The following is a 15,484-nucleotide window of genomic DNA, read 5'->3' on the forward strand; positions in this document are numbered from 1 at the left end:
GGAGCCTTTGATGACCTTCCCGCAAATCGATCCCGTGCTGGTCTCCCTGGGGCCGTTGCAGATTCACTGGTACGGGGTGATGTACATGATCGGCTTCGCCGGCGGCTGGTGGCTGGCGAAGACGCGAGCGGACCGGCCCGGCAGCGGCTGGACCCGGCAGCAGGTCAGTGACCTGCTGTTCTACGCGGCGCTGGGTGTGATCCTCGGCGGCCGCGTGGGCTACGTTCTGTTCTATGGTTTCGACCGGTTTCTCGACAACCCGCTGTGGTTGTTCCAGATCTGGACCGGCGGCATGAGCTTCCATGGCGGCGCCCTGGGCGTGCTGTTCGCGTTCTGGCTGTTCGCCCGTCGCACCGGCAAGCGCTATTTCCAGGTGGCGGATTTCGCCGTGCCGGTGGTGCCCATCGGTCTGGGTGCCGGTCGTTTCGGTAACTTCATCAACGGCGAACTGTGGGGGCGTGCCTCGGACATGCCCTGGGCCATGGTCTTCCCCTCCGACCCCATGGGCGTGCCGCGCCATCCTTCCCAGCTCTATGAGTTTTTTCTGGAAGGCGTGGTGTTGTTCCTGGTGCTGTGGATCTACTCCGCCAAACCGCGACCGGCGGGTTCGGTCACCGGCTTGTTTGGCATTGGCTACGGGCTTTCGCGGATACTGGTGGAATTCTTCCGCGAGCCGGATGCACACATCGGTTACCTGGCCGGCGGCTGGCTGACCATGGGCATGCTGTTGAGCCTCCCCATGGTGCTGATCGGCGCCGCCATGGTGGTCTGGGCGTATCGACATGATCAACGGAGAGCGGCGGCATGAAGCAATATCTCGATCTGTTGCGCGAAGTGCGCGAGCAGGGCGTTCAGAAAGGGGATCGTACCGGCACCGGTACCTTATCCCTGTTCGGTTATCAGATGCGCTTCGATCTGCGTGATGGTTTCCCGTTGCTGACCACCAAGAAGGTGCATCTCAAGTCCATCATCCATGAGTTGCTGTGGTTCCTGGCCGGTGATACCAACATTGGCTATTTGAAGGACAACGGGGTGTCGATCTGGGATGAGTGGGCCACCGAAGAGGGTGACCTGGGGCCGGTGTACGGGGCGCAGTGGCGCTCCTGGGCGACGCCGGACGGCCGTGTCATCGACCAGATCAGTGAAGTGGTGGACGAGATCCGCCGCAATCCGGATTCCCGGCGGCTGATCGTGAGCGCCTGGAATCCGGCGGTGTTGCCGGATCCGGCGGTGTCTCCGGATCAGAACGCGGCGCAAGGCCGGCAGGCGCTGCCGCCCTGCCATTGCCTGTTCCAGTTCTACGTGTCCGACGGCCGGCTCAGTTGCCAGCTTTATCAGCGCAGTGGCGACGTGTTCCTGGGCGTGCCCTTCAACATCGCTTCCTATGCACTGCTGACCCTGATGATGGCCCAGGTCTGTGATCTGCAGCCGGGGGTGTTCGTGCACACCCTGGGCGACGCCCATCTCTACAGCAATCACCTGGAACAGGCGGATACGCAATTGGCGCGGGAGCCCCGCGCTCTGCCCACCATGCATCTCAATCCGCGGGTGCGTGATCTGTTCGCCTTCCGTTATGAGGACTTCACCCTGGAAGGCTATGACCCCCACCCCCTGATCAAGGCGCCGATCGCGGTATGAAGGCAAGCAATGAACAAGGCGTGCGAGTGGCGATGATCGTGGCCATGGCCCGTAATCGGGTGATCGGCCGCGACAACAAACTGCCCTGGTATTTGCCCAACGATCTCAAGTACTTCAAGCGCACCACCCTGGGCAAGCCGGTGGTGATGGGGCGGCTGACCTGGGAATCCCTGGGGCGGCCGCTGCCGGGCCGCACCAATATCGTCATCAGCCGGGATCCACACTACCAGGCCGAGGGCGCCAGGGTGGTGGCGGATCTGGATCAGGCTTTGGCGCTGGCGGAGAACGTGGCGTTCATCGACGGTCAGGACGAAGTGATGATTCTGGGTGGCGCGCAGATCTATGCCCTGGCGCTGCCCCGGGCGGACCGGCTCTACATCACCGAAGTGCAGGCGGACGTGGACGGGGATGCCTGGTTCCCGCGGTGGGACCGGTCGCAGTGGGTGGAGCGGGGAAGGGAATCCTTCAAGGCGGAAGGGCCGAACCCTTACGATTACGACTTCGTGGTTTTTGACCGCCGCTGACGGCGGCGGGCAGCGGGCGTGCGTTTGGCCAGGACCCGGGCCATTTCCACCAGCGTGATACGGTCCGCCGGGCTCATGGTGCCCACCACCGACAGTAATTCCCGGGTATGTTTGTCGAAGGCCGCTGCGGGATCGCTCAAGGCAGTGCCGCTGCGGCCTTGCAGTTCCTGAAAGAAGTCCGCCAGCGTCATTTCCAGGGCGTCGCAAAGCCGCCCCAGCCGCTGTACCGTGACGTCCTGCCGATTGCGCTCGATGCGCGACAGATTGCCCGCGTCGGTGTCCGCCCGGAACGCCACGTCCTCGAGAGTTTCGTTGCGGCTAAGCCGCCGCCTTTTCAAGATGCCGCCGATATCCGTGTCCATGGAATAAGTGTCGGGAAGCGCTCTTTTGCCCGCCATGACCTATTTGCAAGAATGCAAAAGAGCGAATTTGCATTTACGCAATAATAGAGCAGATGCTCTTGCCATTGCGCAAGGGAAATCGTGCTCAAGCCAGCCGGCCGCTTTTGGCGATGGTCTCGGTGATTTCCAGAATCAGGCGCCGCCGGGTCGGCGGGACGGTCTTGATCGTCTTCAGCAGCCAGCGGGTTTCCTTGTCGAAAGCCGCGGTGGGATCGCTGAGCCGGTTGCCGCCGTCTCGTTTCTCCAACTCCGCGAAGAACTCGGAAAGGCTTATTTCCAGGGCTTCACACAGTTTGATCAGACGATTGACGGAAAGATCCTGCCGGTTGCGCTCGATGCGGGACAAATTGCCCGGATCGGTGCCCGCGCGAAACGCCACCTCTTCCAGAGTTTCTTTGCGGCGCTCGCGCCGTTCCTTGAGTAGTGCCCCGATATCCATGACGAAAGTTTCATAGTCCGATGTCCGGGGCGCAATGACATAATTGCAACATCGCAAAGAGCGACATTTGCAATTGAGCAAAGAGAGCTGCGTCACATTTGTTGAACTGCAAGGCGATGACTTATCGGTCGCTCTAATTTATTTCCATATTGCGTTTATGCAAACCAAAATGCTCTGCTTCGTGCTACGGTTACTCCACGGAGGGCCGTGGAAAAGTCGGTAATTAAAGAGCGAAGTGAGCACTGATGGATATGGATGGGGCTACTGTTCGTGATTTTTACTATGGACCTTCCAGTAAGAATGATTTTGCAAATTCGCAAACCGGATTTTCCCTCAACGACCCCCGTGACAATGGTGGTTTCGGCCTTTACTGGCCAGGCAAGGAGGCCATGCTTGCCGAGTTGGCCCGGGTGCCCGCTGGTCGCCTGGAACGCCTGGGGCAGCCGCTGACCACCGGAGCGACTCCTCACCGTATCATCGAGGGCGACAACCTGGCGGTGCTCCATCATCTGCAGCCGGAACTGCGCGGCCAGGTGAAAATGATCTACATCGACCCGCCCTATAATACCGGCCGGGGCTTTCTGTATCCGGACAATTATCGCCATTCCGTGGCCGCCTATCTGGCCCTGGCCGGTGACATCGGCGAGAACGATGACAGTGGCCGCCTGCATGCCCGCTGGCTGAACATGATGTACCCGCGGCTGCTGCTGGCGCGGGAGCTGTTGCGTGATGACGGGGTACTGTTCGTCAGCATCGATGATCACGAGGTGCACACTCTGCGCCTGATTCTCGACGAGATCTTCGGCCCGGACAATTTCGTCGCCACTTTTCCCTGGCAGTCGCGCACCTCACGGCAAAACGACACCGATCTCAGCGTGCAGCACGAATACATCCTTGCCTATGCCCGGACGCGGCGGCGCCAGCAGCGGCGTCTGACCGCCAGTAATCAGGAAGTATGGGATCGTTTGCCGGGGTTCGCGGTGCGCCCCGGCCCGTTGATCGATGACCGCTACAGCAATCCGGATGACGATCCGCGCGGCCCCTGGAAGCTGGACCCCTTCGACGCGCCCAACCGCCGCCCGGGGCTGACCTACGCGATCACCAATCCAAACACCGGCGAAACATTCTGGCCGCCGGAGGGACGATGCTGGCGTACCGGTGAGGAACGGTTCAAGGAGCTGAACGGGCAGAAGCGCATCCTGTTCGGGCGGCGCGGGAGGGGACGGCCGCAACTGAAAGTATTCCTGCGCGAGAAAGCGCCTTTTGGCGAGGTGCCGGTGACCTGGCTGGATGGGCACCACTACGGCACCGCGCGCTCCGGTACCCAGGAGCTGCAGGCCCTGTTCGGCGGTCAGGCGCCGTTCTCCTATCCCAAGCCCACCCGCTTGATCCGCTTTCTGCTCGAGATCGCCACCGGCCCCAGGGATCTGGTGCTGGACTTCTTTGCCGGCAGCGGCACCACTGGGCAGGCGGTGTTGGAATTGAACCGGGATCAGCGCAGCCGCCGCCGCTTCGTCCTGGTGCAGGGCAGCGAACCCACCGGCGATGCTCGCTGGCCCACCATCGCCGAGCTGACCCGCGAACGGGTGCGGCGGGTATTGGAGCGGGATGCTTTGGTGAACCAGGGGTTCCGGGCCCTGCGCTGGGTGCCGCAGGGCCGCTGAGGGTCAGGTTTGCTGAGTGCCGGGATCGTTCAGGAGCCAGAAACGGAATACCACGACGTTGATCAGAGTGGTGATCAGGGAGGCCAGCACGTTGATCACCAGGCCGACCCCGGCGCTTTCACCAAGCAGACCGACGAACAGGGTATTGGTCAGGCCGATCAGGCCGAACATGATCAGCCCGGTGAGGAGGATGGCGCCCAGCAGCGGCCACTGGCAAGGGCCGCTGTACTGGAAGGCGCCGCGCAAGGCGGCGATTGGGGACTGCCGGTGCAGCACGACCCGGAAGGGGGCGAAGCACAGGCGGGTGTAAACCCACAGAGCCGGGAAGAACAGCAGCGTCCAGCCCAGAGTGACGCCGATACCGATCAGAAAGTAGGTCAGCACCAGTGCCGGGTACAGCATCAGCGCGGGCAGGGTACATGCGATCACACCCTGGGCACGGCCCTGGTGTATCGACGCCAGCTGCATGATCAGCGCGCCCTCCGCCAATGGCCGGATCAGCAGCATGACCAGACCCACGCTCAGATTGATGCCGGTCAGTTGATCCCCGTCGAACATCAGAAACGGGCCCATCACCCACTGCGCGGCTTCACCGAGCAGGGCGAAAGGGGCACTGATCAGAAACAGGGCGGCCAGGTGGCGTCGCCAGAAATAAAGGGCTTCCTTGAGGCGCTCGAAGATCATCGGTCTGCATGTCTGGACGGGTCGCGCGTCACCTTACTTGAGGCGCGCGGTCTTGGCTACCGGCCGGGAATAAATCGCGGTCCCTTCCTGTGGAAAGTTGCCTTGGCGGCGAATGGCGCACTGGCTCAGCCGTCGCGATCACCACCAATACTTGCCCCAGTTCTCCGGATTGGCCCAGAAGCGCGGATTATTCCAGGCGCGTTTGAAATTGTACGAATCCAGGTCGTAGCTATAGAGCAGAAGTTCTCTTTGATCGTGAGCGAAATGACCTTCCTCCCGGCACCCCAGAGCGAGGAAGCCGTTGCTGGGCCAGCGCAGTTTTTCCGGTGCCAGGTGCGGTTGGTAGACCGCCACCAGGGAATCGGTGTGCAGGTTGCGCAGCAGGCCGATCAAGGATTCACCGTCACGCTGACTCATGTATTCCAGCTGATCGGCGACGATCGCCATGTCCACCCGGTCGATGTGATCCAGAGCCTCGAAAGGGTTTTGTTCCTGGATGCGGATCAACTCGCAATCATGATCGTCGCACCAGTGTTCGGCGACCGGGACCGGGTTAAGGCTGACGGTGAGCAGGCGACGGGGTTGGTGGCTGTCGAGGATGGCAGCCAGTTTTTCTTGCGGCGTACGAATGGCGGAAGCAGCTATCGATGTCATCATGATTTCGAGTGTAACCAGGATCGAACGGCGCGGCGAGATGATGAGGGTCGGATTTCTTGTAAACAAAGGTTGACGGCACTACTGAGGTGTGATGATAATCATTCTCAGTTAAAGGATGAGCGAACAGGAGCCCGCCATGTCGCAATGGAAAAAACCGGTGACCATCGCCACTCGCAGTGGTCGACGCATCGCCGTACAGGAAGACAGCGTCGCCAGCCGTGCCTTGCTCAACGCCGATGGCAAACTCTGGATCGAGCACGGCGGCGAGCGTTACCTGTTACGGCGCACCGCCAATGACCGCTTGATTCTGACCAAGTAGCTTGATTCTGACTAACCAGAATGCCGGCCACGCCCGTGGCCCCGACAGTTCTCCCTGACTGTGGAAAGCCAGCCGCCGCCAGCTGCCCACACCCTAATTTCTTCGCGTACCTTGGAGGTAGGATCGTGACGGTAATGGCCATAGGCGGCACTGCCCAGTCGGCGACCCTGCGACATTGTCGTGCCGCCCTGGGTGATCGCGTACTGAGGCTCCAGGAAGAGCCCATGGCGATTCTCAAAGGGCTCTATCGGCTTGGTTCCCTGGTGGTAACCACTTTCGCCAGCGGCGGCCGGGTCTCCCAGTCAATACGCTATCCGGCCCTGACCGGTTCCAGCCCTGGGCTGGACTGCCGCGGTGAGCAGTGCCGCATGCGTCAGGAACTGGACGTTCGCCAATGGCGCTCGGTGCTGGCGGTACTGGCACCGGTGGCGGATCTGCCGGCACGCAGCCTGCTGTTTTTCGACGACTACGGTGAGCCGGTACAACAAATGGCGGTGGCGCCGGAAAGCGGCGGCCTGGCCTTCGAGGAACTGGTCTGCGCCATGCTGCATCCGGATCAGCAGCAATTGGGCTGCCCGCTCGCTGTTCGTGCGCCGCACCGCCCGACAGGCTCGCTCATGGATTGGGAACGACGCTGGTCGCAAAGCGACGAGGACGCGTTCGAGGAACTACTGCGCCAGGTGGGGGATCGCCGGCAGGTGTTGTATCAGGCGGTGCGGGACAAGTTCGCCTGTCCGATACGCAGTGAAACGGTACCGTCACTATTGTCTCTGGCCGCCGAGCGCGCCACGCCATTGACGGTGTGTACCGGTAACCGTGGCGTCAGGTTGTGCCTTAGCGCGCCCTGGTCTTCGCCACGCTGGCAGCAAGGGCAATGTCATCTGGCCCATAACGGCACCCTGATCAGCCTCGATATGGGACGGGTGGCATCGGTGTGGCGTCTGCGCCGCCCGGGACCGGGCCGGGTGCTGACAGCGCTGGAAGCGCTCGACTCGGAGGGGCGTTGGTTGTGGACGCTGTCTTCCGGCGGGGACGAGGATGCCTGGTTGGCCATGCTCGGTGAAGCCCTGATTCAGGAGGGCCGCCCCGGCGCCTTGTTCGCCTGACGGTGTGTATTGGGCCTTCGGAGCATGCATTCAAAGATAACTACAGAGCCGCTGTGGGAAGCTTGCTTGCAAGCGAATCTTTTTAGGGGAGAGCCCATTCGCTTGCAAGCAAGCTTCCCACAGAGATTTCCTGCAGGGGATTAGTAGAATCTCCTCTGTGTGAAGCTGTTGGCAGCGAGCGCCTGCTATTCACTATTCCTTGTTAACTGTTCACTGCCTTTTCCGCCTCTTCCAAGGCTTCCATCGCCTCCAGCAGCGCCATTTCCTGTTCTTCCTTCTCGTTGCGCAGTTGCCCCTGGCGGGCGAGCAGATCGGCCAGCTCCTGTTTGCGTGCGCTGTCGGTATACAAGCCCTCATCACCCAGCAGCATTTCCACCTCGGCCAGTTCCCGGCCAGCGACTTCCAGCCGCTGCTCGCATTTCTCCACCGTTTTCTTCAACGGCCGCAGCTGTTCGCGGCGGCGGGCCGCCTCCTGGCGCCGTTGTTTGGCGTCATCGCGTACCGGTGCCCGGGTGTCGTCCGCTTTCGCTTCGGCCTGCTCATCGCGGCGGGCCTGTTGCAGCCAGCGGGCGTAGTCATCCAGGTCGCCATCGAAGGGGCGCACGCCGCCGTCCGCCACCAGCAGAAACTCGTCGACGGTGGTTTCCAGCAGATGGCGGTCGTGGGAAACCAGTACCACGGCGCCGGCGAAGTCCTGCAGCGCCATGGTCAGCGCTTCGCGCATATCCAGATCCAGGTGGTTGGCGGGTTCGTCGAGCAGCAGCAGCGACGGTTTCCGCTGCACGATCAGTGACAGCGCCAAACGCGCCTTCTCGCCGCCGGAAAAACGGCCGATCGGGGCGAATACCTCGTCGCCATGAAAACCGAAGCCGCCCAGCTCATTACGAATCTGCTGTTCGCTCCATTGCGGATACTCGCGGTTGAGCAGCTGGTAAGGGGTGTCCTTGGCGTCCAGCCGGTCCACCTGTTGTTGATGGAAGTAACCGATTACCAGGTCCGGGCCGTGCAACAGATGGCCGCCGATGGCCGGCAGCTCGCCCACCAGGGTGCGGATCAGGGTGGACTTGCCGGCGCCATTCTGGCCAAGCAGGCCGAGCCGGGATTCCGGGCGCAGATTCAGGGTGACATTGGTGAGCACTGGCTGACCGTCGTAACCGCAGCCGACCCCTTCCAGGTCGATCATCGGATCCGGCAGCCGCTTGGGCGTGTGGAACGAGAAACGGAACGCGGAATCCACATGGGCCGGGGCAATACGCTCCAGCTTTTCCAGCGCTTTTACCCGGCTCTGCGCCTGTTTCGCCTTGGATGCCTTGGCCTTGAAGCGGTCCACGAATTTCTGCAAATGAGCAATCTGGGTCTGCTGCTTCTCGTACAGCTTTTGCTGTTGCGAGAGCTGTTCCGCCCGTTGCCGTTCGAAGTCCGAATAGGTGCCGGTATAGCGCTTGAGCCGCCCCTGGTCGATGTGCAGGATCTCGCCCACGGTGGCGTCGAGAAAAGCGCGGTCGTGGGAAATCACCATCAAGGCGCCGGGCTGCTGCACCAGCCATTGCTGCAACCAGAGAATGGCATCCAGATCCAGGTGGTTGGTGGGCTCATCGAGCAGCACCAGATCGGCATTGGCGAGCAGCACCTGGGCCAGATTCAGACGCATGCGCCAGCCGCCGGAAAAGGCGCTGACCGGCTGTTGCTGTTGCGCTTCACTGAAGCCCAGCCCGGCCAGCAGGGTAGCGGCGCGGGCCGGCTGCTCCCAGGCACGGAGGGTGTCCAGGCGGGCATGGGCATGGGCCATGGCGTGGCTGTCGTCGTTGTCCTGGGCGCGGGCCAGCTCCCGCTCGGCGTCGCGCAGCTCCTGGTGGCCGTCCAGAACATAGTCGATGGCCGGTTGGGGCAGGGCCGGGACTTCCTGGGCCATCATCGCCAGACGCCAGTCGGCGGGGCGGAATAACTGGCCGGCGTCGGTGTCCAGCTCGCCGCTGATCAACTTGAACAGGGAACTTTTGCCGCTGCCGTTCTTGCCCACCAATCCGACTCTCTGACCCTGATGCAGAGTGAAATTGGCGTCTTCCAGCAGCAGGCTGGCGCCACGGCGCAGGTTGATGTGTTCCAGGGAGAGCATGGTATAAGAGCCTGTGTATGATCTTTACGCCACCGCGTTGCCGCAGGAAAAGACGCCAAGCAAGGCGTGGGCTGAAGGCCTTGGCGGGCCAAGGGCAAAGACCACAACGCAGCATGGCGCCTTTTCCTGCGCAACCCGAAGGGCCGGGCTCCACTTTCTTTAGGTGGAGAGTCCGCCAGGCCGCGATTACGCTTGTTTATGTGGAAGGACCACACCGCACAATCGGAATCACGGCCTGACGACCTCTTTCCCGGGTGAACAGGGAACTCCGGCGCGGTGGCGTAAAGATCATACACAGGCTCTTGACTCAGCGACAATGGAGTGGAAACCGGCGCAGTGTAGGGTATGGCCGCGCGCAACTGAAGGACTGCCGATGACCGAGGACACGCTTTGGACTTTCGCGCTGCGTTTGTGGCGACGAGCGGATGTGGAGCGCCAGTGCCTGCGCCTGCAGGATGAGTATCAGGTACCGGTGGCGGCGGTGCTGGCGGCATTGTGGCTGAGCCGCCGCCCCAGCCCGGCGGACGCGGCTCTGGGCCGGCGCTTGCTGGCGCGGGCGGAGATCATGGAAAAAGATTATCTGCGACCGCTGCGCGAGGTTCGCCGCCGGGCCGCCGCCGAGAGCTGGGCGCGGGAACTGAAACGGCAGATCCAGGAGGCGGAACTGGAGGCGGAGCGCCTGCTATTGAATCAACTGGCGGATATGGCCCAGGGGGCGCCGCCCACGGATCAGCCGGTATCGGCATTGTCCTGGTTGTTGATGGTGGCGCCGGAAGCCGGCGTTTGCCAGGGTTTGCAGGCCACCCTGGAGGCGTTGTGCGAGGCGGCGGAGTTGGCGCGGTGACACCGCTGGTATACCTGGCGGCGGCACTGGCGGAGATCGCCGGGTGCTTCTCATTCTGGGCCTGGTGGCGGCTGGATCGCTCGGTGCTCTGGTTGGTGCCGGGGATGCTCAGTCTGGCGGCGTTTGCCTGGTTGCTGAGTTTGGTGGACGCCGACTACGCCGGGCGTGCCTACGCCGCCTATGGCGGTGTCTATATCGCGACGTCGCTGTTGTGGCTGTGGGTGGTGGAGCAGCGCGCGCCGGATCGTTGGGATCTGATCGGCGCGGCGGTTTGCCTGGCCGGCGCCGGCATTATTCTGCTTGGCCCGCGGACCGCCTGAGGCTGGGAGCTTGACGCCTGAAAGCCCCGGACAAAGCTCCCACAGCGGCTCTGTGCTGCTGGTCAGCTGCCGGACAGCAGTCCTTCGGGTACCGGGATTTCCATATCCAGTAACACCTGGGCGTAGGTCTTGGCCTGCGCGTCCAGGTGCAGGGAGGCGACACCGCCGCCGTCCAGAGCGTGGCGCAACAGAAAGTTCATGGCGTGGCTGCCGGGCAGATCGAAGCGCTCCACCTTGCCCTTGAGAGTATGGGAGAAGCGTTCGGCGACCGCGTCCTCGGTGAGCGCCGCGCGCAGTGCCGGCAGATATTCCGGCCGCCGGGCGATGACTCCGATATTGGCGTGGTCGCCTTTATCGCCGCTGCGTGCCACGGCCAGGCGATACAGTGGCACCTTGACCGCGCTATCTTCCAGTGCCGGCGCCGGATCGGACTGGCTGGCCACCGGTCGGCCGCCGCCGCGCTCCGCTGCCTGAGCCAAAGATACCGGTTCCCCATCCACCGCCACCTGTACCGGCACCCGCTCCTTGTCGATCAGGAACGAGAACAGCCGCACGATCGGCGTGGGGCGCGGCCGCCCGGGGCTGAGGCCGGTGATGCCCGGCGCCATGGACAGGCCGGCACCGACGAATTCCTTGGAGAACAGTTCCACCCCTTCCCGGCGTGGATGGTGCACGCCCAGACGCAGTACCACTTCCCGCACTTGCCGGGCACTGTCGCTGGCGTGATCGCCGTAGCTGCTTTCCGCGCCAACCAGTTGCATCGCGGTTTTGCTGAAGTCGCCCAATTCCGACTGATCCAGCAGACGGCGGACTTTTTTCAGCACCGCTTCACCTTGCCGGCGGGCCTTGGTGGCGGCGTCGCGTCCGGCGATAACAAAGGTGCCGACGCAACCGAAGCCGTCGGCGTAGGTGGCACTGACCTTGTAGGTATCGGTGGGGGCATGGCCCCGGGCGCCCTCGATGCGGACCCGGTCCGGTCCGTCCTGTTCCAGGGTCACCTGGCGGAAATCCGCGATCACGTCCGGCAGCACATAGGCGCCCGGATCGCCGATCTCATAGAGCATCTGTTCGCCGGCGGTGAACGGGGTGACGGTGCCGCCGGTATCACGGGGTTTGGTCAGTACGAAAGCGCCGTTGGCGGAGACCTCGGCGATGGGGAAGCCGGTGTCGTCCCAGCCGTCCACGGTATCCGGCCAGTCGCTGTAGTTGCCGCCGGTGGCCTGGGCGCCGCACTCGATCACGTGGCCCACCAGGGCGCCGGCGGCGAGCCGGTCATACTCGTCCGGCCGCCAGCCGAATTCGTGGATCAGCGGGCCCACCGCCAGGGCACTGTCCACGCAACGGCCGGTGAGCACGATGTCGGCGCCGGCATCGAGGGCGGCGGCGATCGGGAAAGCGCCCAGATAGGCGTTCATGCTCATCAGTTTGGCGGGTAACGGGGCGCCGGTGTCCAGTTCGGTGGGACCAAGAGCACGTACCGATTCCACTTGAGGGAGCAGGTTGTCGCCTTCCACGGTGCCGATGCGCAAAGGCAGGCCGGCATCTGCCGCCACCTTCTCCAAAGCCTGACGGCAGGCGGTCAGATTCACGCCGCCGGCGTTGGCGATCACCTTGATGCCCTGGCGGTGGATCTCCGGCAGCAAGGGCGCCATCACCCGTTCAATGAAATCGGTGGCATAGCCCAGGGCCGGGTCGCGGGCCTGGGCCTTGGCCAGAATCGACATGGTGATTTCAGCGAGATAGTCGAAGATCAGGTAGTCCACCTGTCCCTGGCGAATCAACTGCACGGGGCCAATGGCGGTATCGCCCCAGTAGCCGGAAGCGCCGCCGATACGGATCGTTTTGCTCATGGTCTTTCACCCATTACTACAGTCCCATTTGCCGCACGGCCAGGTCGCGCATGATTTCCTCGGCGCCACCACCGATGGCGTTGACGCGGACCTCGCGGTAGATTCTTTCCGACTTGCAGCCGCGTAGATAACCGGCGCCGCCGAGGGTTTGCACCGCTTCGCGGGCGCAGTATTCCATGGTCTGGGTCGCCTGGTTTTTCAGCAGACAGACGTCCGCCACCGGGTTCTGACCGTTCTGCACCCGCCACGTCAGTTGTTCCAGATAGGCCTGAGTGGCGTTGATGCGCATGCACATGTCCGCCACTTTATGGCGGATCACCTGATGTTCCATCAGGGCTTTGCCGAAGGTCCTGCGCTGCTGGCCGTACTCGATCATCTCCTCCAGACAGACTCGCGCGTAGGCGGTACAGGCGGCGGCCATGAACAGCCGCTCGCTATTGAAATTCTGCATGATCAGTTTGGAACCCTGGTTCTCCTCGCCCAGCAGGTTATCCACCGGCACCCGGCAATTATCGAAATACAGGGTGGCGGTGTCGGAGCACCACCAGCCCATTTTTTTCTCCAACTGAGTGCGGGTGAATCCGGGTGTGTCGCGCTCGATGGCAAGCAGGGAAATGCCTTTGTGGCCTGGCTCGCCAGTGCGCACCGCCACGGTATAAATATCGGCGCGCATCCCCGAGGTAATAAAGGTTTTGCTGCCGTTGACGACATAATGGTCGCCGTCACGTCGGGCGGTGGTGGTCAACGCCGCCACGTCCGAGCCGCCGCCCGGCTCGGTAATCGCCAGGGCGCTGATCTTGTCACCGCGAATCACCGCCGGCACCCATTTGTCCTTTAACGCCGGGAGGCCGGCGCGGATGATCGGCGGCAGGCCGATGTGGTGGCTCATCAGGCTGGCGTGCAGGCCACCGACACCGGCGCGGGCCAGTTCCTGGGCATTGATCAACATGTAGAACAAATCCAGATCCAGACCGCCGTACTGCTCCGGATAACCGGCCGCGAACAGGCCGACCTCGGCGGCTTTGCGGTACAGCTCACGGGGAAAGGTGCCTTCCTCATCCCATTGCGCCGCGTGGGGTTCCAGTTCCTTGCCGACGAAGGCGCGCAGCGTGTCGCGGTAGGCTTCGTGCTCTTCGGTATAGAACGGACTGCTGACTGCGTTCATTACTTACTCCAGGCTTGGGACGGCGCGAGACGGCGTCCGGGATCAGGCGCCGGTGAACCGGTCGCGCAGGGTGCGTTTAAGTATTTTTCCAGTGGCGTTGCGGGGCAGTTCGTCCACCAGAGCCAGGTGTTTGGGAATCTTGAAACGGCCCAGTTTGCCGTCGCAGAAGTCACGCAGGGATTCCAGTGTCGGCGTCTGGCCGTCCCTGGGGACCACCACCGCCATGGGCACTTCGCCCCATTTGTCATCGGGGACGCCGATCACAGCCACTTCCAGCACCTGCTCGTGTTTGTAGAGCACCTGCTCCACTTCGGTGGGGTAGACGTTTTCGCCACCGGAAATCAGCATGTCCTTCTTCCGGTCGACGATGTAATAGAAGCCTTCCTCGTCACGGCGGGCCAGGTCACCGGAGTGGAACCAGCCGTTGCGGCAGGCCTCCTCGGTGGCGTCCGGTCGCCCCCAATAGCCCAGGAACATGGTCGGGCCGCGCAGGATCAGTTCGCCCACCTCGCCGGTCGCCACATCCTGGTCGTTTTCGTCGACGATGCGCATCTGCACGTACACCAGGGGCTTGCCCACCGAGCCGTTTTTGCGCACCGCGTCGGCGCTGCCGAGGATGCAGGCACCGGCGCAGGTCTCGGTCATGCCGAACCCTTCCTGAAAGGCCAGGCCCCGTTTTTGGAAGAACTCGATCACCGGTATGGGGCAAGGCGCGCCGCCGGAAAGCAGGCTGCGCAGGGAAGACAAATCGTAGTCGTCGACGTTGGGTAACTGACTCAGTGCCTGCCACATGGCCGGCAGCAGGAACAGTTCCGTGATTCGTTCCTCCTGTACCGTGGCTAGCGTGTGTCGTGGATCGAACTGCGCGTGCAGCACCACCTGGGCGCCGATATTCAAGGCCGGCAGGGTATGCACGGCGAGCCCGCCGATATGAAACAGCGGGGCGATCGTCAGGATCACGCTGTCACGGCTGATGGCCGCGTCGCTGGCGACCATGTCGGCGGTCAGCCAGGTCGGATTGCCGTGGCTGAGCAGGGCGCCCTTGGGTTTGCCGGTGGTGCCGGAGGTGTACATCATCATCAGTGGATCGTTCTGATTCAACGGCACCCCGGGCTCGCTGGCGGGCGCGGCGTCGAGCAGGGCATCATAGTGGTGATCTCCCGGTTCCGCCTCGCCTTCGGTGGCGATGCCGTGACGCAGGGCGGAGCTCTGGCGAATCGGGCGGAACAGGTCCGCCAGGGCCGGCTGGTAGAGCAACACGGTGGCGCCGGCGTCGCCGAGGATGAAGCCGATTTCCTCGGCACTGAGGCGGTAGTTCAGAGGCAGGGCGATGGCGCCCAGCTTGGCGCAGGCGAAAAAGCTCTCGATGAAGTGGTTGCCGTTGAGCATCAGCAAGGCGACACGGTCGCCCTTGCCGACGCCGAGATCGGTAAGGGCGTTGGCGAGCCGATTGATGCGCTGGTTCAGCTCCGAGTAGGTCAATCTCAGATCGCCGAACACCAGCGCCATGCGTTGCGGATCCTGGGTGGCGTGATGGGTTATCCAGTCGCCGACCCCACCCAGATAGTGCACATCCTGGTGGATTGGGAAGGAGGAGGGTTGGGTCACCTTGGTGTCTCCTGAGCGAGTGTTGTTATCGGTATGGGGCGGCGCCCGGGAAGACGCCTTTGTAGAAAGGAACGCTAGCAACGGCCACGGTGCTGGTCTTGTGTTAACTGGCTGGTCTTGGAGACATGAGTCAAACGGCCGCTGCAAGG

At 62.9% G+C, this 15,484-nt stretch carries 16 protein-coding genes; 8 read left to right on the top strand and 8 right to left on the bottom strand.

The window, feature by feature from the left end:
* Window positions 1-10 precede the first annotated feature (10 nt).
* Genes lgt through RYH70_RS02255 form a run of 3 tightly spaced genes read left to right on the top strand, consistent with a single transcriptional unit; the run spans window position 11 to window position 2,162 of the window.
* The gene (gene lgt / locus RYH70_RS02245; protein WP_218839877.1) at window positions 11-808 is read left to right on the top strand and encodes a prolipoprotein diacylglyceryl transferase; all 798 of its coding nucleotides are present in this window, start codon (window positions 11-13) and stop codon (window positions 806-808) included.
* Window positions 805-1,638, top strand: a complete 834-nt coding sequence (locus tag RYH70_RS02250) for a thymidylate synthase (RefSeq protein ID WP_055099358.1) — start codon at window positions 805-807, stop codon at window positions 1,636-1,638. The genes lgt and RYH70_RS02250 overlap by 4 nt, the downstream gene beginning before the upstream one ends.
* Complete coding sequence (locus tag RYH70_RS02255) at window positions 1,635-2,162, top strand: dihydrofolate reductase (RefSeq protein WP_035450511.1); 528 nt, start codon at window positions 1,635-1,637, stop codon at window positions 2,160-2,162. The genes RYH70_RS02250 and RYH70_RS02255 overlap by 4 nt, the downstream gene beginning before the upstream one ends.
* Here the strand turns inward: RYH70_RS02255 and RYH70_RS02260 are convergent.
* Window positions 2,132-2,560: a helix-turn-helix domain-containing protein gene (locus RYH70_RS02260; protein ID WP_231504677.1), complete on the bottom strand. Its 429-nt coding sequence runs from the start codon at window positions 2,558-2,560 to the stop codon at window positions 2,132-2,134. The genes RYH70_RS02255 and RYH70_RS02260 overlap by 31 nt on opposite strands.
* A gap of 88 nt (window positions 2,561-2,648) precedes the next feature.
* Window positions 2,649-3,002 (bottom strand): helix-turn-helix domain-containing protein, encoded by a 354-nt coding sequence (locus RYH70_RS02265; RefSeq protein WP_022996872.1) that lies wholly within the window; start codon window positions 3,000-3,002, stop codon window positions 2,649-2,651.
* Window positions 3,003-3,391: 389 nt separating this feature from the next.
* Here RYH70_RS02265 and RYH70_RS02270 point away from each other — a divergent pair, with 389 nt between their 5' ends.
* The gene (locus tag RYH70_RS02270; protein ID WP_317009727.1) at window positions 3,392-4,666 is read left to right on the top strand and encodes a site-specific DNA-methyltransferase; all 1,275 of its coding nucleotides are present in this window, start codon (window positions 3,392-3,394) and stop codon (window positions 4,664-4,666) included.
* A 3-nt stretch (window positions 4,667-4,669) separates the two neighbouring features.
* Here the strand turns inward: RYH70_RS02270 and RYH70_RS02275 are convergent, their stop codons facing one another.
* Together RYH70_RS02275 and RYH70_RS02280 are read right to left on the bottom strand one after the other, a co-directional pair.
* Window positions 4,670-5,350: a hypothetical protein gene (locus RYH70_RS02275; RefSeq protein ID WP_026948445.1), complete on the bottom strand. Its 681-nt coding sequence runs from the start codon at window positions 5,348-5,350 to the stop codon at window positions 4,670-4,672.
* 138 nt (window positions 5,351-5,488) lie between these two features.
* Window positions 5,489-6,007 (bottom strand): DUF6231 family protein, encoded by a 519-nt coding sequence (locus tag RYH70_RS02280; RefSeq protein WP_026948446.1) that lies wholly within the window; start codon window positions 6,005-6,007, stop codon window positions 5,489-5,491.
* Between the two features lie 136 nt (window positions 6,008-6,143).
* Here RYH70_RS02280 and hemP point away from each other — a divergent pair, with 136 nt between their 5' ends.
* Complete coding sequence (gene hemP, locus RYH70_RS02285) at window positions 6,144-6,326, top strand: hemin uptake protein HemP (RefSeq protein ID WP_014992841.1); 183 nt, start codon at window positions 6,144-6,146, stop codon at window positions 6,324-6,326.
* Window positions 6,327-6,550: 224 nt separating this feature from the next.
* On the top strand, window positions 6,551-7,432 hold the full coding sequence (locus RYH70_RS02290) for a ChuX/HutX family heme-like substrate-binding protein (RefSeq protein ID WP_317009728.1): 882 nt from the start codon (window positions 6,551-6,553) through the stop codon (window positions 7,430-7,432).
* Between the two features lie 202 nt (window positions 7,433-7,634).
* Here RYH70_RS02290 and RYH70_RS02295 read toward each other — a convergent pair whose 3' ends face one another.
* Window positions 7,635-9,548: an ATP-binding cassette domain-containing protein gene (locus tag RYH70_RS02295; protein WP_317009729.1), complete on the bottom strand. Its 1,914-nt coding sequence runs from the start codon at window positions 9,546-9,548 to the stop codon at window positions 7,635-7,637.
* Window positions 9,549-9,921: 373 nt separating this feature from the next.
* On the opposite strand from RYH70_RS02295, the gene RYH70_RS02300 reads away from it, so the two are divergent.
* The gene (locus RYH70_RS02300; protein ID WP_022996866.1) at window positions 9,922-10,392 is read left to right on the top strand and encodes a TIGR02444 family protein; all 471 of its coding nucleotides are present in this window, start codon (window positions 9,922-9,924) and stop codon (window positions 10,390-10,392) included.
* Window positions 10,389-10,712, top strand: coding sequence for a YnfA family protein (locus tag RYH70_RS02305; RefSeq protein ID WP_022996865.1), 324 nt, complete (start codon window positions 10,389-10,391; stop codon window positions 10,710-10,712). The genes RYH70_RS02300 and RYH70_RS02305 overlap by 4 nt, the downstream gene beginning before the upstream one ends.
* Window positions 10,713-10,774: 62 nt before the next feature.
* Here RYH70_RS02305 and RYH70_RS02310 read toward each other — a convergent pair whose 3' ends face one another.
* From RYH70_RS02310 to RYH70_RS02320, 3 genes are read right to left on the bottom strand one after another with little or no spacing between them, the layout of a single operon-like run.
* Window positions 10,775-12,562 carry an acyclic terpene utilization AtuA family protein gene (locus RYH70_RS02310; protein ID WP_026948449.1) on the bottom strand — a complete coding sequence of 596 codons (1,788 nt, stop codon included), beginning with the start codon at window positions 12,560-12,562 and terminating at the stop codon, window positions 10,775-10,777.
* A 16-nt stretch (window positions 12,563-12,578) separates the two neighbouring features.
* A complete protein-coding gene (locus RYH70_RS02315; RefSeq protein ID WP_022996863.1) occupies window positions 12,579-13,727 on the bottom strand; it encodes an acyl-CoA dehydrogenase family protein in 1,149 nt (382 codons plus the stop codon).
* A gap of 42 nt (window positions 13,728-13,769) precedes the next feature.
* The gene (locus RYH70_RS02320) at window positions 13,770-15,335 is read right to left on the bottom strand and encodes an acyl-CoA synthetase (protein ID WP_022996862.1); all 1,566 of its coding nucleotides are present in this window, start codon (window positions 15,333-15,335) and stop codon (window positions 13,770-13,772) included.
* Window positions 15,336-15,484 lie beyond the last annotated feature (149 nt).

Origin of the sequence: Alloalcanivorax xenomutans (assembly GCF_032810065.1) — a bacterium.
GTDB lineage: Bacteria > Pseudomonadota > Gammaproteobacteria > Pseudomonadales > Alcanivoracaceae > Alloalcanivorax > Alloalcanivorax xenomutans.